General features: G+C 54.6%; 15 protein-coding genes. 6 read left to right on the top strand and 9 right to left on the bottom strand.

Annotated features, from left to right (window positions below):
- Positions 1-39 precede the first annotated feature (39 nt).
- From surA to apaH, 5 genes are read left to right on the top strand one after another with little or no spacing between them, the layout of a single operon-like run.
- Positions 40-1,326: a peptidylprolyl isomerase SurA gene (gene surA, locus AAER43_RS03415; protein WP_023332066.1), complete on the top strand. Its 1,287-nt coding sequence runs from the start codon at positions 40-42 to the stop codon at positions 1,324-1,326.
- On the top strand, positions 1,326-2,312 hold the full coding sequence (gene pdxA, locus AAER43_RS03410) for a 4-hydroxythreonine-4-phosphate dehydrogenase PdxA (RefSeq protein ID WP_014882506.1): 987 nt from the start codon (positions 1,326-1,328) through the stop codon (positions 2,310-2,312). Before surA ends, pdxA begins: the two co-directional genes overlap by 1 nt.
- Entirely contained in the window at positions 2,309-3,130 is an 822-nt protein-coding gene (gene rsmA / locus AAER43_RS03405) for a 16S rRNA (adenine(1518)-N(6)/adenine(1519)-N(6))-dimethyltransferase RsmA (RefSeq protein ID WP_008502020.1), read from the top strand. Before pdxA ends, rsmA begins: the two co-directional genes overlap by 4 nt.
- A 3-nt stretch (positions 3,131-3,133) precedes the next feature.
- Complete coding sequence (gene apaG / locus AAER43_RS03400) at positions 3,134-3,511, top strand: Co2+/Mg2+ efflux protein ApaG (protein ID WP_014882505.1); 378 nt, start codon at positions 3,134-3,136, stop codon at positions 3,509-3,511.
- 4 nt (positions 3,512-3,515) lie between these two features.
- A complete protein-coding gene (gene apaH, locus AAER43_RS03395) occupies positions 3,516-4,364 on the top strand; it encodes a bis(5'-nucleosyl)-tetraphosphatase (symmetrical) ApaH (protein ID WP_014882504.1) in 849 nt (282 codons plus the stop codon).
- 34 nt (positions 4,365-4,398) lie between these two features.
- Here apaH and folA read toward each other — a convergent pair whose 3' ends face one another.
- The 3 genes from folA to kefF all read right to left on the bottom strand — a co-directional run bounded on the left by folA (position 4,399) and on the right by kefF (position 7,381).
- Positions 4,399-4,878: a type 3 dihydrofolate reductase gene (folA, locus tag AAER43_RS03390; protein ID WP_006173915.1), complete on the bottom strand. Its 480-nt coding sequence runs from the start codon at positions 4,876-4,878 to the stop codon at positions 4,399-4,401.
- A gap of 114 nt (positions 4,879-4,992) precedes the next feature.
- The gene (kefC, locus tag AAER43_RS03385) at positions 4,993-6,858 is read right to left on the bottom strand and encodes a glutathione-regulated potassium-efflux system protein KefC (protein WP_032637522.1); all 1,866 of its coding nucleotides are present in this window, start codon (positions 6,856-6,858) and stop codon (positions 4,993-4,995) included.
- Positions 6,851-7,381, bottom strand: coding sequence for a glutathione-regulated potassium-efflux system oxidoreductase KefF (kefF, locus tag AAER43_RS03380; RefSeq protein WP_014882502.1), 531 nt, complete (start codon positions 7,379-7,381; stop codon positions 6,851-6,853). Before kefF ends, kefC begins: the two co-directional genes overlap by 8 nt.
- Positions 7,382-7,757: 376 nt before the next feature.
- Here kefF and AAER43_RS03375 point away from each other — a divergent pair, with 376 nt between their 5' ends.
- A complete protein-coding gene (locus tag AAER43_RS03375) occupies positions 7,758-10,694 on the top strand; it encodes an autotransporter outer membrane beta-barrel domain-containing protein (protein WP_192856927.1) in 2,937 nt (978 codons plus the stop codon).
- Between the two features lie 46 nt (positions 10,695-10,740).
- Here the strand turns inward: AAER43_RS03375 and AAER43_RS03370 are convergent, their stop codons facing one another.
- The 6 genes from AAER43_RS03370 to fkpB all read right to left on the bottom strand — a co-directional run bounded on the left by AAER43_RS03370 (position 10,741) and on the right by fkpB (position 18,388).
- Complete coding sequence (locus AAER43_RS03370; RefSeq protein ID WP_014882500.1) at positions 10,741-10,974, bottom strand: YgdI/YgdR family lipoprotein; 234 nt, start codon at positions 10,972-10,974, stop codon at positions 10,741-10,743.
- 139 nt (positions 10,975-11,113) lie between these two features.
- Positions 11,114-14,338, bottom strand: a complete 3,225-nt coding sequence (carB, locus tag AAER43_RS03365; RefSeq protein WP_014882499.1) for a carbamoyl-phosphate synthase large subunit — start codon at positions 14,336-14,338, stop codon at positions 11,114-11,116.
- A gap of 18 nt (positions 14,339-14,356) precedes the next feature.
- Positions 14,357-15,505 carry a glutamine-hydrolyzing carbamoyl-phosphate synthase small subunit gene (carA, locus tag AAER43_RS03360; protein ID WP_014882498.1) on the bottom strand — a complete coding sequence of 383 codons (1,149 nt, stop codon included), beginning with the start codon at positions 15,503-15,505 and terminating at the stop codon, positions 14,357-14,359.
- 454 nt (positions 15,506-15,959) lie between these two features.
- Positions 15,960-16,781 carry a 4-hydroxy-tetrahydrodipicolinate reductase gene (gene dapB / locus AAER43_RS03355; protein ID WP_050862290.1) on the bottom strand — a complete coding sequence of 274 codons (822 nt, stop codon included), beginning with the start codon at positions 16,779-16,781 and terminating at the stop codon, positions 15,960-15,962.
- Positions 16,782-16,986: 205 nt separating this feature from the next.
- A complete protein-coding gene (gene ispH / locus AAER43_RS03350; RefSeq protein WP_014882496.1) occupies positions 16,987-17,937 on the bottom strand; it encodes a 4-hydroxy-3-methylbut-2-enyl diphosphate reductase in 951 nt (316 codons plus the stop codon).
- Between the two features lies 1 nt (position 17,938).
- The gene (fkpB, locus tag AAER43_RS03345; protein ID WP_003856450.1) at positions 17,939-18,388 is read right to left on the bottom strand and encodes an FKBP-type peptidyl-prolyl cis-trans isomerase; all 450 of its coding nucleotides are present in this window, start codon (positions 18,386-18,388) and stop codon (positions 17,939-17,941) included.
- Positions 18,389-18,428: the final 40 nt, after the last annotated feature.

The following is an 18,428-nucleotide window of genomic DNA, read 5'->3' as shown; positions in this document are numbered from 1 at the left end:
AACGTAATCCGCTTTGCGGTTAATTGAAATGGAAAAAGTATGAAGAACTGGAAAACGCTGCTGCTCGGTGTCGCTATGGTTGCGAATACCAGCTTCGCGGCCCCCCAGGTTGTTGATAAGGTCGCCGCTGTTGTTAACAACGGCGTCGTGCTCGAAAGTGACGTTGACGGTCTGATGAAATCTGTGAAGCTCAATTCGGGCGAAGCAGGTCAGCAACTTCCGGATGACGCCACGCTGCGCCATCAGATCCTGGAACGACTGATCATGGATCAGATCGTTCTGCAGATGGGTCAGAAAATGGGCGTGAAGGTGACTGACGAGCAACTCGATCAGGCCATCACTAACATCGCAAAGCAAAACAACATGTCTCTGGATCAGATGCGCAGTCGTCTGGCCTATGACGGCATCAGCTACGCCACCTACCGCAACCAGATCCGTAAAGAGATGCTGATTTCGGAAGTGCGTAACAATGAAGTCCGTCGTCGCGTCACGATCCTGCCGCAGGAAGTGGACGCGCTGGCAAAACAGGTGGGTAACCAGAACGATGCGAGCACAGAGCTGAACCTGAGCCACATTCTGATCCCACTGCCAGAGAACCCAACCTCCGATCAGGCTGCGGAAGCAGAAAGTCAGGCACGTTCTATTGTCGAACAGGCGCGTAACGGCGGCGACTTTGGCAAGCTGGCTATCACCTACTCCGCTGACCAACAGGCGCTGAAAGGCGGCCAGATGGGCTGGGGACGTATTCAGGAGCTGCCATCCATCTTTGCCCAGGCGCTGAGTACGGCGAAGAAAGGCGATATCGTGGGTCCAATCCGTTCCGGTGTGGGCTTCCACATTCTGAAAGTGAACGATCTGCGTGGTCAGAGCCAGAACATTTCCGTGACTGAAGTTCACGCTCGTCATATTCTGCTGAAACCGTCACCGATCATGACTGACGATCAGGCACGTGCGAAGCTGGAGCAGATTGCGGCAGACATTAAGAGCGGTAAAACCTCGTTTGCCAATGCCGCGAAGGAGTTCTCTCAGGATCCAGGCTCTGCTAATCAGGGCGGCGATCTGGGCTGGGCTGCAGCAGATATTTACGATCCTGCCTTCCGCGATGCGCTGATGAAGCTGAACAAAGGCCAGATCAGTGCTCCGGTACACTCTTCATTTGGCTGGCATCTGATCGAGCTGATGGACACCCGTAACGTGGATAAAACGGATGCGGCGCAGAAAGACCGCGCTTACCGTATGCTGTTTAACCGTAAGTTCTCTGAAGAAGCGGCAACCTGGATGCAGGAACAACGCGCCAGTGCTTACGTGAAAGTTCTGAGTAACTAATGAAACCGCATCGTGTTGTGATCACCCCCGGCGAACCCGCCGGGATTGGGCCAGACCTCGTTGTCCAGCTCGCCCAGCGAAGCTGGCCGGTGGAACTGGTTGTCTGCGCAGATGCAACACTGTTACAAGACCGGGCGAAGCTGCTCGGTCTGCCTTTAACGCTTATTCCTTACGTTGAAGGCCAACAGCCAGCACCACAGCAAGCCGGTACGCTCACGGTTCTTTCTGTCCCTCTTCGTACACCGGTCATTCCAGGCCAGCTCAGCACGGAAAACGGCCACTACGTCGTGGAAACCCTCGCGCGCGCCTGCGACGGTTGCCTGAAGGGTGAATTTGCTGCCCTGATCACCGGCCCCGTGCACAAGGGCGTCATCAACGAAGCGGGTATCCCCTTCACCGGGCACACGGAATTCTTTGAAGAGCGCTCGCACAGCCCGAAAGTAGTGATGATGCTGGCGACGGAGGCAATGCGCGTTGCGCTCGTGACCACCCATCTGCCTGTTAAGGCCATTCCTGATGCCATCACCCCGGCACTGCTGCGGGAGATCATCGGGATCCTGCATCATGACCTGCAAACCAAATTCGGCATCAAACAGCCACACGTTCTGGTTTGCGGCCTGAATCCGCATGCGGGAGAAGGTGGACACATGGGCACCGAAGAGATCGACACCATTATTCCGGTGCTTGAAGAAATGCGCGCTAAAGGTATGAATCTTAGCGGGCCGCTCCCTGCGGACACGCTTTTTCAGCCGAAATACCTGGATAATGCCGACGCCGTCCTCGCGATGTACCACGATCAGGGCCTGCCCGTGCTAAAATACCAGGGCTTTGGCCGCGGGGTGAATATCACCCTCGGTTTACCCTTTATTCGAACGTCCGTTGACCACGGTACTGCGCTGGATCTGGCAGGACAGGGGAAAGCGGATGTCGGCAGTTTTATTACGGCGCTTAATCTCGCCATCAAAATGATTGTTAATACTCAATGACTAATCGAGTCCATCAGGGCCACTTAGCCCGAAAACGCTTCGGGCAAAACTTCCTCAACGATCAGTTCGTGATCGAAAGCATTGTTTCGGCTATTAATCCGCAAAAAGGTCAGGCTATGGTCGAAATCGGTCCGGGCCTTGCTGCACTGACCGAGCCGGTAGGCGAACGCCTCGACGAGCTGACCGTCATCGAACTGGACCGCGATCTTGCCGCACGCCTGCAAACGCACCCGTTCCTCGGACCGAAGCTGACCATCTACCAGCAGGACGCCATGACCATGAACTTTGGCGAACTGTCGGAGAAAATGGGTCAGCCGCTGCGCGTCTTCGGCAACCTGCCGTACAACATCTCCACGCCGCTCATGTTCCACCTGTTTAGCTATACTGATGCCATTGCCGATATGCACTTCATGTTGCAAAAAGAGGTGGTTAACCGTCTGGTTGCAGGGCCGAACAGTAAAGCGTATGGTCGTTTAAGCGTGATGGCACAATATTACTGTAACGTGATCCCGGTACTCGAAGTGCCGCCGTCAGCGTTCACACCACCACCGAAAGTGGATTCAGCGGTTGTGCGCCTTGTGCCACATAAAACGAAACCCTATCCGGTTAAAGATCTGCGTGTCCTCAGCCGCATTACCACAGAAGCCTTTAACCAGCGCCGTAAAACGATCCGTAACAGCCTGAGCAATTCATTTACCGTTGAGGTGTTAGCCGAGCTGGGGATCGACCCGGCAATGCGTGCGGAGAACATTTCCGTAGAGCAGTACTGCAAGCTGGCTAATTACATCAGCGAAAATGCGCCGCCGAAGGAGAGTTAAGCCATGATTGATTCGCCCCGCGTATGTGTCCATGTACAAAGCGTCTATGTTGAATCGCAATCCTCACCCGATGAAGAGCGTTTTGTCTTTGCTTACACCGTGACCATTCGCAATCTGGGGCGGATGCCCGTGCAGCTGCGCGGGCGCTACTGGCTTATCACCAACGGCAATGGCCGCGAAATTGAAGTTCAGGGTGAAGGTGTCGTGGGCGAACAGCCCCACATCGCCCCTGGCGAAGAGTACCAGTACACCAGCGGTGCGGTGATTGAAACGCCGCTGGGTACCATGCAAGGCCATTACGAAATGGTCGACGTCGATGGCAATGTGTTCCGCGTTGCTATTCCTGTGTTCCGTCTCGCCGTAACCACACTCATTCATTAATCTAATGTCTACATATCTGATTGGCGACGTTCACGGTTGCTACGATGAACTGATCGCATTGTTAAAACAGGTCGACTTTACGCCAGGACAGGACACCCTCTGGCTGACGGGCGATTTAGTCGCGCGCGGCCCGGGCTCGCTTGAGGTTTTACGTTTCGTCAAATCGCTGGGCGATAGCGTGCGCATGGTGCTGGGCAATCACGATCTCCATCTGCTGGCCGTGTTTGCCGGGATCAGCCGCAACAAGCCTAAAGATCGCCTCACTCCGCTGCTGGAAGCGCCAGACGCGGACGATCTGATTAACTGGCTGCGCCGTCAGCCCTTGTTGCAGGTCGACGAGGATAAAAAACTGGTCATGGCCCATGCCGGGATCACCCCGCAATGGGATCTTGAGACGGCAAAAACCTGTGCGCGTGACGTAGAAGCGGTACTGGCGAGCGACTCGTATCCCTTCTTCCTGGATGCCATGTACGGCGATATGCCGAACCACTGGAGCGAAGAGCTCAGCGGTCTGGCCCGCCTGCGCTTTATCACCAATGCGTTCACCCGCATGCGATTCTGCTTCCCGAACGGGCAGTTGGACATGTATTCCAAGGAAACGCCGGAAAGCGCACCTGCCCCCCTCAAACCGTGGTTTGCCATTCCGGGGCCGGTAACAACCGAATACAGCATAGCGTTTGGTCACTGGGCGGCACTGGAGGGCAAAGGCATGCCAGAGGGTATCTACGGTCTGGATACCGGCTGCTGCTGGGGAGGCGAGTTAACCTGCTTACGCTGGGAAGATAAAGCTTACTTCGTGCAGCCATCCAACCGACAGCAGGACTCAGGGGAGAGTGAGGCCGTCGCCTCCTGATGAATCCCCCTCACCCAGGGTGAGGGGGAAAAACTTAACGACGTTCCAGAATCTCGAAGCAGTAGCTGTGGGAGTTCTGCGCATCGGCGTCGTGGAATTCACTGAATACGGATTCCCACTCGTCCGGATCGTAATCCGGGAAATGGGTATCCCCTTCCACTTCCGCATCAATGTGGGTCAGATACAGCTTCTGCGCTTTAGGCAGGAACTGCTCATAAACACGACCACCGCCGATCACCATGATCTCTTCGGCATCACCGCAGGCAGCAATCGCTTCATCTACGGACTTAACCCATTCGACGCGATCGTCAGTACCCGGCTGGCTACTGATAACGATATTCTTACGGCCCGGCAATGGACGACCAATCGACTCCCAGGTCAGGCGGCCCATCACTACCGGCTTGTTTAACGTCGTACGTTTAAACCATGCGAGATCGGCAGGCAGGTTCCACGGCATGGCATTTTCCATACCGATAACGCGGTCTACCGCCAGCGCTGCAATCAGACTGATCATTGAAAATTTCCCGGATGCAAAAAATTGCCGCCACTATACGGAAAGCTTAATCTTTCGTCGACTGGCGGCAGAGTAAAGATACAGAAATTTTTTAATATTGCTGGCAACGCCACTTCACACTGAAGGTTTACTCTCGGGCTCGTCAGCCGGATCGCCGGTATGCTTGCCCTCTTCCGTGCCCTGCCAGCCATGACGCTGGATCAGCGACAGATGATTGCGGTCCTCATTGATGATTTCCGTCAGCATCGCACTGGTGCGTTTAAACACCGCAGCCCGCTCCGTGGCCGTGCTGCCTGCCATCGCCGCCATCTCTTCCACCATCCCGGTGTTAAAGCGGCGGAACAGATCCGCACGTTCGCGCGCTTCATACGCCCCGAGCCCCAGATTCTCGAGCGCCATACGCCCGGATTTCAGCGCACCTTCGAATGTTTCACGCTCGGGTGCCTCAACGCCTGCCTGACGTAGCCGGATGTAATGATCCACATCGCGCGCGCGGGAAATGATCGTCAGCGCCGGGAAATGTTCTTTTACCAGCTCCACCATCTGTATGCTGGTCTCCGGATCGTCAATGGCGTTAATCAACACCTCCGCTTTTGCGGCCCCCGCGGATTCCAGCAGATCGACACGGGTGGCATCACCGTAAAACACTTTCATATCAAATTTACGCAGCGTATCGACATGGTCGGGATCGTGGTCGAGGATGACCATTTTCACCCCACTCGACAGCAGCAAACGCCCTACGATCTGTCCGTAGCGACCAAAACCAGCGATGATCACGCGTGGCTGCTCCTCGTCGATTTCATCGGCTTCGCGCTCCTGATCGCTACCCGATTTTTCGAGGCGAGTCAGCACCACCAGCAGAACAGGCGTTGCAGCCATCGAGAGTGCGACCGCCAGCGTCAGCGCTTTTGCCCACTCAGGATCCAGCACGTTTGCCATCTGCGCGGCGCCAAAGACCACGAACGCAAATTCACTCCCCTGCCCCAGCAGTACTGCAAACCAGCTGCGCTGTTTACCCGGCACATTTAAAGGCCGCGCAATCAGCCACAGCATTGCCATTTTAATGACCAGGAAACCGACCAGCAGGATGATAATCCGCAGCGGGTGTGTGACCAGCGTGCCGAAGTCGACGGACATCCCCACGCCGATGAAAAACAGTCCCAGCAGCAACCCTTTGAACGGCTCAATATCGCTTTCCAGCGCGTGCCGGTATTCAGAGCTTGCCAGCAGAACGCCCGCAAGGAATGCCCCCATCGCCATCGACAGCCCGGCTTCTTCCAGCAGCAAACCAAAACCAAAGACCAGGAACAGTGCCACGGCGCTGAACACTTCGCGCAGACCCGAGCGGGCGACGAAACGCAGCAGCGGACGGGTCACGTAGCGGCCCAGCAGGACCACCAGTGCCAGCGCCCCTACAACCTTCAGTGCCGACAGCGCGAACGCGCCCAGCGTCGTGGAGGATCCGCTTGCCGCCAGCAGCGGGATCATCGCCACCAGCGGAATTGCCGCTATATCCTGGAACAGCAGCACCGAGAACGCACTGCGCCCCATCTGGGAGACCGTCAGGTTTCGCTCGTTCATCGCCTGCATGGCAATGGCCGTCGAGGAGAGCGCCAGCGTCATGCCGATGAGCTCAGCCACTTTCCAGTCCATTCCCAGCAGGATGCAGAACCCGCCCAGCAGCAAGCCGCAGGCCACCATCTGTAATGCCCCGCCGCCAAATACCGAGGCGCGAAGTTTCCACAGGCGCTGCGGATCGAGCTCCAGACCAATCACAAACAGCATCAGCACAACACCGATTTCAGCGAAATGGAGAATCGCCTCTGCATCCGTAACCAGACGAAAACCCCACGGCCCAATGACGCAGCCCGCAATCAGGTAGCCGAGAACCGAGCCCAGCCCCAGGCGTACCGCCACGGGCACAATCAGCGCCGCCGCGCCGAGATAAATCAGCGCCTGTATCAGCGTATGGCTATCCATGGTGCGTCTCCTGCCACTCAAGTAAGCGTTGTTTGTAATGGCGAGCCTGCGCCTGCAGCGTTTCATCGTCGCAGACAAACGTGCAGTGCATCGCAAAAGGTGGGATCCAGTTCAAACCACAATAGAGTGCAGTGGCCTGTAGCGGCTGGGCCAGCACGTCAAACCCCGGGAAAGAACCAATATCAAAGTGGCTTTCTCCTCCGCCAGTGGTCACCGCCCACATCAGGCTTTTCCCTTTTAGCGCATTGCCATTGTGGCCATACGCCCAACCGTGGGAGAAGACTTTATCAATCCACAGTTTCAGGAGCGGAGGCGTGCTGTACCACTGCATTGGATGCTGCCAGATAATCAGATCGGCACGGGAGAGCGCATCCTGTTCAGCAGCGATATCGATATTAAAATCGGGATAAAGTTGATAGAGGGAACGTATCTCTACGTTATCAAGCGTCCTTACCTGCTCAAGCATCCGCTTATTCGCATGCGAGTGCTGCGGATAAGGGTGCGCGTAAATTATGAGTATCATCAAATGACCTGTCTTCTTCTCTTCTTGTAGCAGTGAGTGTAGACAGTTAACCCGCCCGGTGAAAGGGTCAACAGGCCGCGTAAAGGTAAAACGCAACTATTGGCAACCCTCCTTCCTGGCGGGTATAGCAGACCTCAAACCAACAAAAATGACTGTTATCAGATGATATTTGAAATGAATAATTAAGCGCTAAAGCATATTAGCAAGTGATCAATTAAGAAAATATAAAATTATTCTTTAGCAAAATGATCTATACATAACACATTGAAAAATTAATAATTTTACGCTTTTTATCGTTGAATCATTCTTTTAAGTAGCCCAGAAGCGCTATTTTAAGTCATTAATTAGCGCCACTTCTTTTCAAATGGACGTGTAAATGCGCAACAAAATATTCAAATTAAACAAGACCACAAAAACTCTGGGAAATATATTTCCTGCTTTACTTATATTCACACCGGTAGTGGCCTTCGCTGGAACTATTAGCCAGTCAACCTCAGTACCCCAGGATTTTTCCGCTGATGCAGAATACGTGATAAATAAAGATGTCACCATTTCCTCCGCAGGAAGCGAGAGTGCCGTATCGGTCACAGGCATCAATGTCACATCCACGACCAACAAAGGTAATATTTCCGGAAAAGGGAATGGATTAGATATTAATACCGGGGCTCAGCGAGTCATTATTCATAATGAAAGCGGTGCAACCATTTCCTCTACAACAGCCAATGCCGTAAATGTTCAGTCAATGCTTGGCGATCTAAACAATGATGGAAACATCACAGGCACAGAGAATGGCGTGTTCGTCAGTGAAAGCTCTTCAGCCGTCAATATCGCTAACACTGACACAGGCATAATCAGAGGAAACACAGGCCTGAGTTCTCAGATTGGTGTGGGAATAAATAATAGCGGAAAAATAACGGGTACAAACGGCGATGGTATCAGCCTGAGCGATGGTAATACCAAAATTATTAATACCGGCACCTTAGAGGGAACGCAGTACGGTATCAACGTCACGGACACGTCGAAAGCGGACATCACAAACAGTGGCGCGATTAGTGGCGATACGACAGCTATTATGTTTGCCAGCACGAAAAATAATACGCTGGTACTGAACACAGGATCGTCACTCAAAGGAGATGTCATCTCCACCGCGTCAAAAGGCAACACGCTTTCACTGGTTGGTACGGGCACAGAAGACAGCAATTTCATCGGACTGAAGGAAGGGGATGGCTTTGCATCAGTAAAAATGGATGGTGAAAAGTGGACGCTGTCAGGCAATTTAGACATTATCGGCGCAGATGACTCTTTACAGGTCAACAGCGGTGATTTAGTCCTGTCAGGCGCCGTCGCGAATGCCGGTAATACCCTCGTTGCAAAAGATGCCTCTCTCCAGCTTGGTGATGGCAAGAACACCGCCACGCTGAGCGGTGGCCTGACCAACAACGGCACCGTTATTTTTAATCAGGGCAGTTCCTCCACATTCACCACCGGCATTACCGGCAGCGGTAATGTCGAAAAAGCAGATTCAAACACCCTGACGCTCTCCGGCAATAATAGCTACACGGGAAATACCGTTCTGCATAACGGTACGACGCTGATCGCCAGTGGTGCAACGCTCGGCGTGAAAGGCAGTAACGCCACCGTCACCGTTGAAAATGGTGCAGCGTTTGCCACGGCAGGTGAAGTGAATAACAACATTGATATCCTGACCGGCGGTACGCTGGCGGCATGGAATGCGGTTCAGGGTAACACGACCCTGAGCGTTTCAGGTATCGATACGGTCAACGGCAACGTTACCAACGGTGGCACGCTGCTACTCGGCGCGGCCAATAACAGTGTTGGCAACAATTTCATAATAAACGGCGACTACACGGGTTCTTCTGGTAGCCAGATCGTAATGAACAGCAGCCTCGGCGAAGATAACGCACCAACCGACCACCTCACCATTACGGGCAGCAGCTTCGGTCAGTCTGATGTCAGCGTTAAGAATATAGGCGGTCTGGGCGCTCAAACGGTAAATGGTATGGAAATTGTGAGCGTCGGTGGCAGTTCTGAAGCCCAACTGACGCTGGCAGCGCCGATTGTTGCCGGGGCTTATGAATACAATCTCTATCAGCACGGCGACGGCAACTGGTATCTGGAATCGAAGGCGACGCCATCAGATGAGCCGGCAGACGATAATGATGACGGCGGAAACACCGACGGTGACAATACCGATAACGGTGGTAATACCGATAACGGCGACAATACCGACAACGGTGGCAATACCGACAACGGTGGCAATACCGATACCGATGGCAACACGGATAACGGCGGTAATAGCGATAACGGGGGCAACACGGATAACGGTGGTAATAGCGATAACGGTGGCAACTCAGCCCCTGAAGTTATGGCCCCTGAAGTTGGCGCTTACTTAGGCAACTACCTTGCTGCCCAGGGTATGTTCCTGCACAAGCGTGACGATCGCGATCAAATCACCTTCCGCAATGAAGACGATCTGAACACCTGGATGTACGTTAAGGGGCGTTATCACGAGAACGACGCGGGCGGCGATAAAGTCAGCTACGACACCACCACGACCGTTCTGCAAGTCGGCAGCGATTTCATGAGCAAGCCAATGGACAATGGGATCCTGCGTGCCGGTGGCATGTTCGGTGCTGGCCAGGCGAAGACGCATTCGGATGCGAAGCACAACGTGCGTGATGCTCAAGGCAAGGTGGACGGTTTCAATGTTGGGGTGTATGCCACCTGGCAGGAAGATCAGAAATTACGTCTGGGCAGCTACATTGATACCTGGGCCGCTTATAGCTGGTACAACAATAAAGTGACCAGCAACCGCAATGATGAAGACTACGACAGCGAAGGCTTCGCTGCGTCTGTCGAAGTTGGCCACGCGTGGGTTATCCCGTCAGAAAACGCGCGTACCTGGAAGATCGAGCCGCAGGCGCAGGTGATCTACAGCTATCTCGATCAGGAAAATCATACCGATCGCGACGGCGTACGCGTAACGACCCTGGACAACGACAGCATCTTTGGTCGTCTGGGCGTTAAGTCCAGCTACTTCGAGCAGAAGGACGTGAAAGCCTGGCAGCCGTACGTTGCGGTGAACTGGCTGAAAGGGGCAGGCCAAAACGATCTGGCGTTTAATGATGAAACCGTGAGCAACGATACGCCGGAAGATCGTGGTCAGTTAGAACTGGGCGTCACCGGCAACCTGAACGAAACCACGACGCTTTCGCTGCGCGCCAGCGGCGAATGGGGTGAGAACAGCTATGCTGCCTATGGCGGCCATATCCTGCTGAACCACCGCTGGTAATCGTCCAGCAAAAGCGAAAAGCCGTGGCATTTGCCACGGCTTTTTTTTAGTTATCCAGCTCGCCCATGGATTTCACCTGGTCACGGTTAATCTGCTCTGTTTGACCGGTTTCGGCGTTCTTGTACGACACCAGTCCGGTGTCATCATCTACCTGCGGTTTCCCGTCAGTCACGATGGTTTTGCCATCGGTGGTTTTGACTGCCTGGTTAGACGAACAGCCTGCTACGGTAAACAGTGCAGTGGCAGCCAGAACGGAAGCGATCAGTAATTTATTTTGCATGGTGTTTTCCCCTGCTCTCAGATGAATTTCGTTATCGACCTAACCATTTTAGGCTAACTGACTGAAAGCGGATGGAAAACCAGAAGGTTCTGAAGAGGGGAAGAATGCCCGGCAACCGAATGGCACCGGGCATTTTGTCTTACTTGTTAATCTGCGCGTGCATTTCCTGCACTGAAATCACCTTCTCGGTGGCATCCGCGTTCAGCGCCATAGCTGTTGCGAAACCGCCGTTCAGGGTAGTGTCGTAGTGAACTTTGTACTGCAGCGCGCTGCGGCGAATCAGCTTGGAGTCTTCAATCGCCTGACGGCCTGCGGTGGTGTTGATGATGTAGGTGTATTCGCCATTCTTGATACGGTCCTGAATGTGCGGACGACCTTCATGCACCTTGTTCACCAGGCGCGGGTTGATACCGGCTTCACCCAGCACAATCGCCGTACCGTGAGTTGCATCCAGCTCGAAGCCCTGTTTCAGCAGCTTGGCCGCCAGGTCAACCACACGCTCTTTATCGCCTTCGCGAACGGAGAGCAGCGCACGGCCTGATTTTCTCATGGTGGAGCTACTGCCGAGCTGCGCTTTCGCGAACGCTTCAGCGAAGGTGCGGCCCACGCCCATCACTTCCCCGGTAGAGCGCATTTCTGGCCCTAATAGCGGGTCAACGCCCGGGAATTTGTTGAACGGCAGCACCACTTCTTTCACCGAGTAGTACGGCGGAATGATCTCTTTGGTCACGCCCTGCTGCGCCAGCGTCTGGCCCGCCATCACGCGCGCCGCCACTTTCGCCAGCGGAATACCGGTGGCTTTGGAGACGAACGGGACGGTACGTGCCGCACGCGGGTTCACTTCAATCAGGTAGACTTCGTTGTCTTTCACCGCGAACTGGACGTTCATCAGGCCGCGAACCTGCAGCTCGAAGGCCAGCTTCTGCACCTGCTGACGCATCACATCCTGAATTTCCTGGCTCAGGGTGTAGGCTGGCAGAGAACAGGCTGAGTCACCTGAGTGCACGCCCGCCTGCTCGATATGCTCCATGATGCCGCCAATCAGTACCATTTCGCCGTCGCAGATGGCGTCAACGTCCACCTCTACCGCGTCGTCGAGGAAGCGGTCGAGCAGCACTGGCGCATCGTTAGAAACGCTCACCGCCGTCTGGAAGTAACGACGCAGGTCAGCTTCGTCATACACGATTTCCATCGCGCGACCGCCCAGGACGTAAGAAGGACGCACCACCAGCGGATAGCCAATCTCTTTCGCCTTCTCAACGGCCATCTCAATGGCGGTGACGGTGGCGTTGGCTGGCTGTTTCAGCTTCAGACGGTCAACCGCCTGCTGGAAACGCTCGCGGTCTTCCGCACGGTCAATGGCATCCGGGCTGGTACCGATAACCGGTACGCCTGCGGCTTCCAGCGCACGTGCCAGCTTCAGCGGAGTCTGGCCACCGTACTGCACGATAACGCCTTTTGGCTTCTCAATGCGCACGATTTCCAGCACGTCTTCCAGAGTAACCGGCTCGAAGTAGAGGCGGTCGGAGGTGTCGTAGTCGGTTGAGACCGTTTCCGGGTTACAGTTGACCATGATGGTCTCGTAACCGTCTTCGCGCAGCGCCAGCGAGGCGTGTACGCAGCAGTAGTCAAACTCAATGCCCTGGCCGATACGGTTTGGACCGCCGCCCAGCACCATAATCTTGTCGCGGTCGACGGACGGGTTCGCTTCACACTCGTCTTCATAGGTGGAGTACATGTACGCGGTGTCGGTGGAGAACTCCGCCGCACAGGTGTCCACGCGCTTGTAAACCGGGTGCAGGTCATACTGGTCACGCAGCTTGCGGATTTCCGCTTCACGTACGCCCGCCAGTTTAGCCAGACGCGCATCGGCGAAACCTTTACGCTTCAGCATACGCAGGAAGTCTGCGTCCAGGCCGTTGATGCCCAGCTCTGCCACTTTCTCTTCCAGACGCACCAGCTCTTCAATCTGCACCAGGAACCAGCGGTCAATGTTGGTCAGGTTGAATACGCCGTCGACGGACAGGCCAGCACGGAAGGCATCGGCGATGTACCAGATACGCTCTGCACCCGCATCTTTCAGTTCGCGGCGAATTTTGGTCAGTGCTTCCGGGTCGTCCAGGCTGACTTTAGGGTCAAAGCCGGTTGCACCCACTTCCAGACCGCGCAACGCTTTCTGCAGGGATTCCTGCTGCGTGCGGCCAATCGCCATCACTTCACCGACAGATTTCATCTGGGTGGTCAGGCGGTCGTTCGCACCGGCGAATTTCTCGAAGTTGAAGCGTGGAATTTTGGTCACAACGTAGTCGATGGACGGTTCGAAGGAGGCTGGCGTGCGGCCACCGGTGATATCGTTCATCAGCTCATCGAGGGTGTAACCCACCGCCAGTTTCGCCGCCACTTTCGCAATCGGGAAGCCGGTCGCTTTGGAGGCCAGCGCGGAGGAACGGGACACGCGCGGGTTCATTTCGATAACAATCAGACGCCCCGTTTTCGGGTTCACCGAGAACTGCACGTTTGAGCCGCCGGTTTCCACGCCGATTTCACGCAGCACCGCCATCGAGGCGTTACGCATGATTTGGTACTCTTTGTCGGTCAGCGTCTGGGCTGGCGCAACGGTGATGGAGTCGCCGGTGTGGATACCCATCGCATCGAAGTTTTCGATGGAGCAGACGATGATGCAGTTGTCATTTTTATCACGCACCACTTCCATCTCGTACTCTTTCCAGCCAATCAGCGATTCATCAATCAGCAGCTCTTTGGTTGGCGAGAGATCCAGACCGCGTTCGCAAATCTCTTCGAACTCTTCGCGGTTGTAGGCGATACCGCCGCCGGTCCCCCCCATGGTGAAGGATGGACGGATGATGCACGGATAGCCCACTTCAGCCGCAACGGCCAGCGCCTCTTCCATATTGTGCGCGATACCAGAACGTGCGGTGTCGAGGCCGATTTTTTTCATCGCCACGTCGAAGCGACGACGGTCTTCTGCTTTATCAATCGCATCGGCGGTCGCGCCAATCATGGTCACGCCGAACTCGGCCAGCACGCCCTGACGCTCCAGCTCCAGCGCACAGTTTAGCGCCGTCTGGCCACCCATGGTTGGCAGCACAGCATCCGGACGCTCTTTCTCAATGATTTTGCGTACCACTTCCCAGTGAATCGGCTCGATGTAGGTTGCATCCGCCATTTCCGGGTCGGTCATGATGGTCGCCGGGTTGGAGTTGACCAGGATAACGCGGTACCCCTCTTCACGCAGGGCTTTACATGCCTGCGCACCGGAGTAGTCAAATTCACAGGCCTGGCCGATAACAATCGGGCCAGCGCCAAGGATCAGGATGCTTTTTATGTCTGTACGTTTTGGCATGGTCTTCTCGGCTCCTGATTATTTAGCGGTCTTACGGTATTGCTCGATAAGTTCGATGAAGTGATCGAACAGCGGCGCGGCGTCGTGCGGGCCCGGGCTGGCTTCCGGGTGGCCCTGGAAGCTGAACGCTGGCTTATCGGTACGATGAATCCCTTGCAGGGTGCCATCGAACAGTGATTTATGCGTCACGCGCAGGTTAGCCGGCATTGACGCTTCATCGACGGCAAAACCGTGGTTCTGCGCGGTGATCATCACCGTGTTGTTATCAATATCTTTCACCGGGTGGTTACCACCGTGGTGGCCGAACTTCATTTTGATGGTGTTCGCACCGCTCGCCAGCGCCAGCAGCTGATGGCCGAGGCAGATGCCGAATACCGGGATGTCGGTTTCCAGGAAGGACTTGATGGCGTCGATAGCGTAGTCGCACGGAGCCGGGTCGCCAGGACCGTTAGAAAGGAAGATGCCATCCGGGTTCATCTTCAGTACGTCTTCGGCAGAGGTTTTCGCCGGAACCACCGTCAGACGGCAGCCGCGGTCAACCAGCATGCGAAGGATGTTGCGCTTGGCGCCGAAATCATAGGCCACCACGTGGAACGGCAGCTCGCTCTCTTTTTTCGCTTCCGGCAGGTCGCCTTCCAGCGTCCAGCTACCCTGCGTCCAGCTATAGGCTTCAGCGGTAGTCACTTCTTTCGCCAGGTCCATGCCGTTCAGACCCGGGAAGGCTTTCGCTTTTTCCAGCGCCAGCGTGGCATCGAGGTTATCACCCGCGATGATGCAGCCGTTCTGTGCACCCTTCTCGCGCAGCAGACGCGTTAACTTACGGGTATCGATATCAGCAATCGCCACGATGTTATGGCGCTTCAGGTAAGACGAGAGATCTTCAGTGCTGCGGAAGTTGCTGGCAATCAGCGGCAGGTCGCGGATGACCAGGCCTTGCGCATGTACCTGAGAAGATTCTTCGTCAGCCGCATTGGTGCCGACATTGCCGATATGAGGATAAGTAAGAGTAACGATTTGGCGAGAATAGGAAGGATCAGTGAGGATTTCTTGATAACCGGTCATTGAAGTATTGAAAACGACTTCCCCAACCGCCGAACCCGTTGCCCCTATGGCCCGACCGATAAACTGGGTTCCGTCTTCCAGAACCAATAGCGCTGACTTAATCAAAACACCCTCCAGAGAATATTCACTCACTTTATTTGCATATTAATTCATAACCATGTCATGAATCAATGCAAATGTGTTGCCAGCGGATTTTTGGCAAACGGCGGCATTCTGGAGATTGGGAGGCTAAAAGTCAACTTAAAACGGATATTTTGTTTATCCTTTTGCAAGCCTGGCGAGAGTAAAGCCACTTAAGCGACAAAAAGATCAGGTAAATCACTGTAGAAAACGCTTGCGTGCAAGTTTTAATGAAAAATTATTCGGCGAGGCAGTAAAAAGTGGACCAAATGGTCAAAATTTACATTTCAGTAACGAAAACAAGCGATAAAAGCGCTTGTTTTTAAGCTTTAGAGCAAAAATTAAAGAAAATGAGTTAAAATAAAAGGGCAATAAAATATTGCCCTATGCAATCAATATATTACGACTGCAATAACCACATCACGATGGGTAATAATGCTTACAGATTGTTGAGATCAAGCACATCTCGCATATCAAAAAGGCCGCTCTTCTTGCCTTTCAGCCACAAAGCGGAACGCACTGCACCATTGGCAAACGTCATTCGGCTGGAAGCTTTATGCGTAATTTCGACGCGTTCGCCAATATCGACGAACATCGCCGTATGTTCGCCGACGATGTCACCCGCACGGACGGTAGCAAAACCAATCGTGCCCGGTACGCGTTCGCCGGTATGACCTTCGCGGGTATAGACCGCGCAGTCTTTTAAATCTTTATCGAGTGCATGAGCAATCGCTTCGCCCATCGCCAGCGCCGTGCCTGACGGCGCATCAACTTTGTAGCGGTGGTGCGCTTCAACAATCTCAATGTCGGTGTAGTTGCCCATCACCTTCGCCGCCTTCTCCAGTAGCTTCAGCATAACGTTAACGCCCACGCTAAAGTTTGCCGCGAAGACAATCGCAATTTCTTTCGATGCATCCTGGATGGCCTGCTTACCTGCGTCGTCAAAACCGGTGGTGCCGATCACCATCCCCTTACCGTGCTGACGGCAAAACGCCAGATGCGTCAGCGTCCCTTCCGGGCGGGTAAAATCGATAAATACATCGAAGTCATCCTTAACCGCTTCCAGGCTGCTATGTACGGTGACACCGGTCTTTCCTGCGCCCGCCAGTTCACCTGCATCGGCTCCCAACAGTGATGACCCTTCACGCTCCAGCGCCGCGCCCAGTGCCACGCCATCCATCTGAAGTGCCGCCTGAATCAGCTGACGGCCCATACGTCCACCCGCGCCCGCAATGGCGACACGGATCTGTGCATCATGCATAGTTATTCTCTTACGTTAAAATGATGTAAATCGTTTTCAGATTAACCAGCCTTCGCAAAGGCTGCCAACTGAAAACACCGATAATTAGAATTTAACGTGAAACAGACTTAAATATCAGTAAAAGACATGATTTTGTCGTCACGATAAAGTACGGAGCAAAAAAAAGGCCAGCACATGAGATGCTGGCCTTTCATCAGATAAGGGGTTATTCCACTTCGCGAGCATCGATACGCAGTTCTTTCGGGACCTCGAAAACAATGTTCTCTTCGCGTCCTTCGAGCGGAACCGCTTCGCCGCCGCCGAGTTCCTGCAGGCGGACAATGACGTTCTGCACCAGAATATCCGGCGCGGAAGCGCCTGCGGTCACGCCGACGCAGGCCGCATTTTTCACCCACGCTTCCTGAATATCCGTCGCGTCGTCGATCAGAAATGCCGCTTTACCCATACGCTGTGCCAGTTCGGCCAGACGGTTAGAGTTAGAGGAGTTTTTCGAGCCGACCACCAGCACCACATCCGCCTGTTCAGCCAGCGCGCGCACCGCTTCCTGACGGTTGGTGGTGGCGTAGCAGATATCGTCTTTACGCGGCCCGACGATCTTCGGGAAGCGCTGACGCAGTGCGTCAATCACGTCAGAGGTATCGTCGACGGAGAGCGTCGTCTGGGTCATAAACGACAGACGGGCTTCGTTTTTGACGTTCAGCGTCAGGACATCTTCAGGCGACTCCACCAGGTACATGCCCCCTTCCGGGTTACTGTACTGGCCCATCGTGCCTTCGACTTCCGGGTGACCCGCGTGGCCAATCAGAATCGACTCTTCACCACGACGGCTGGCGCGCGCCACTTCCATATGCACTTTCGTCACCAGCGGACAGGTGGCATCAAAGACCGTCAGATCGCGGCTTTTCGCTTCGTTACGGACGGCCTGAGAGACGCCGTGCGCGGAGAAGATCAGGATCGCGCCGTCCGGCACTTCGCTAATCTGCTCGATGAAAATAGCACCACGCTCGCGCAGGCTGTCGACCACGTAGCGGTTGTGCACCACTTCGTGACGCACATAAATCGGCGCGCCGTAAATTTCCAGCGCGTTTTCAACAATGCTGATAGCGCGGTCTACACCGGCGCAGAAGCCGCGCGGGTTAGCCAACAGGATCTGCATTTCAGGCCTCCAGTGCTGGGTCAATCTCCAGCACTTCAACATCAAAATGAACGGTACGCCCGGCAAGCGGATGGTTGAAATCAACGGTAATGGAGTCACCGTTGATTTCGCGGATCACACCAGGCATTTCGCTGCCGTCCATAGCGGTAAAGAGCATAATCGCCCCGATTTCCGGCTCACCAGCGTCCATAAATTCGCGACGCGAGAAATACTGGATCAGATCCGGGCTTGGCACACCAAACGCAGCATCTGGCTCCAGCGAAAAGGCTTTTTTCTCGCCCTCTTTCAGGCCAAGAAGCTGCTGCTCAAGACCTTCAGACAGGGAGGTATCGCCAAGACGGAACAGGGCCGGTTTGCCGTTATTGCGGGTGGATTCAGCCGTGGAGCCATCATCCAGCTTCAGCGTGAAGTGAACGAGAACCGCGCTGTTGCTCTGTACGGATTTAGACATGCAAATTGCTCGCTTGTTTTGGGTCACCTGTTGCCCGGTG

It is taken from the genome of Enterobacter sp. FUJ80071 (assembly GCF_038739915.1).
Taxonomy (GTDB): Bacteria; Pseudomonadota; Gammaproteobacteria; order Enterobacterales; family Enterobacteriaceae; genus Enterobacter; species Enterobacter kobei.
The sequence above is the reverse complement of the archived record's forward strand: the minus strand, read 5'-3'. Positions and strand labels throughout refer to the sequence as shown.

Excerpts from the sequence above, each read along its gene's own strand:
- surA (WP_023332066.1), top strand. The coding sequence starts at position 40 with ATGAAGAACTGGAAAACGCTGCTGCTCGGTGTCGCTATGGTTGCGAAT.
- pdxA (WP_014882506.1), top strand. The coding sequence starts at position 1,326 with ATGAAACCGCATCGTGTTGTGATCACCCCCGGCGAACCCGCCGGGATT.
- rsmA (WP_008502020.1), top strand. The coding sequence starts at position 2,309 with ATGACTAATCGAGTCCATCAGGGCCACTTAGCCCGAAAACGCTTCGGG.
- apaG (WP_014882505.1), top strand. The coding sequence starts at position 3,134 with ATGATTGATTCGCCCCGCGTATGTGTCCATGTACAAAGCGTCTATGTT.
- apaH (WP_014882504.1), top strand. The coding sequence starts at position 3,516 with ATGTCTACATATCTGATTGGCGACGTTCACGGTTGCTACGATGAACTG.
- folA (WP_006173915.1), bottom strand. The coding sequence starts at position 4,878 with ATGATCAGTCTGATTGCAGCGCTGGCGGTAGACCGCGTTATCGGTATG.
- kefC (WP_032637522.1), bottom strand. The coding sequence starts at position 6,858 with ATGGATAGCCATACGCTGATACAGGCGCTGATTTATCTCGGCGCGGCG.
- kefF (WP_014882502.1), bottom strand. The coding sequence starts at position 7,381 with ATGATACTCATAATTTACGCGCACCCTTATCCGCAGCACTCGCATGCG.
- AAER43_RS03375 (WP_192856927.1), top strand. The coding sequence starts at position 7,758 with ATGCGCAACAAAATATTCAAATTAAACAAGACCACAAAAACTCTGGGA.
- AAER43_RS03370 (WP_014882500.1), bottom strand. The coding sequence starts at position 10,974 with ATGCAAAATAAATTACTGATCGCTTCCGTTCTGGCTGCCACTGCACTG.
- carB (WP_014882499.1), bottom strand. The coding sequence starts at position 14,338 with ATGCCAAAACGTACAGACATAAAAAGCATCCTGATCCTTGGCGCTGGC.
- dapB (WP_050862290.1), bottom strand. The coding sequence starts at position 16,781 with ATGCATGATGCACAGATCCGTGTCGCCATTGCGGGCGCGGGTGGACGT.
- ispH (WP_014882496.1), bottom strand. The coding sequence starts at position 17,937 with ATGCAGATCCTGTTGGCTAACCCGCGCGGCTTCTGCGCCGGTGTAGAC.
- fkpB (WP_003856450.1), bottom strand. The coding sequence starts at position 18,388 with ATGTCTAAATCCGTACAGAGCAACAGCGCGGTTCTCGTTCACTTCACG.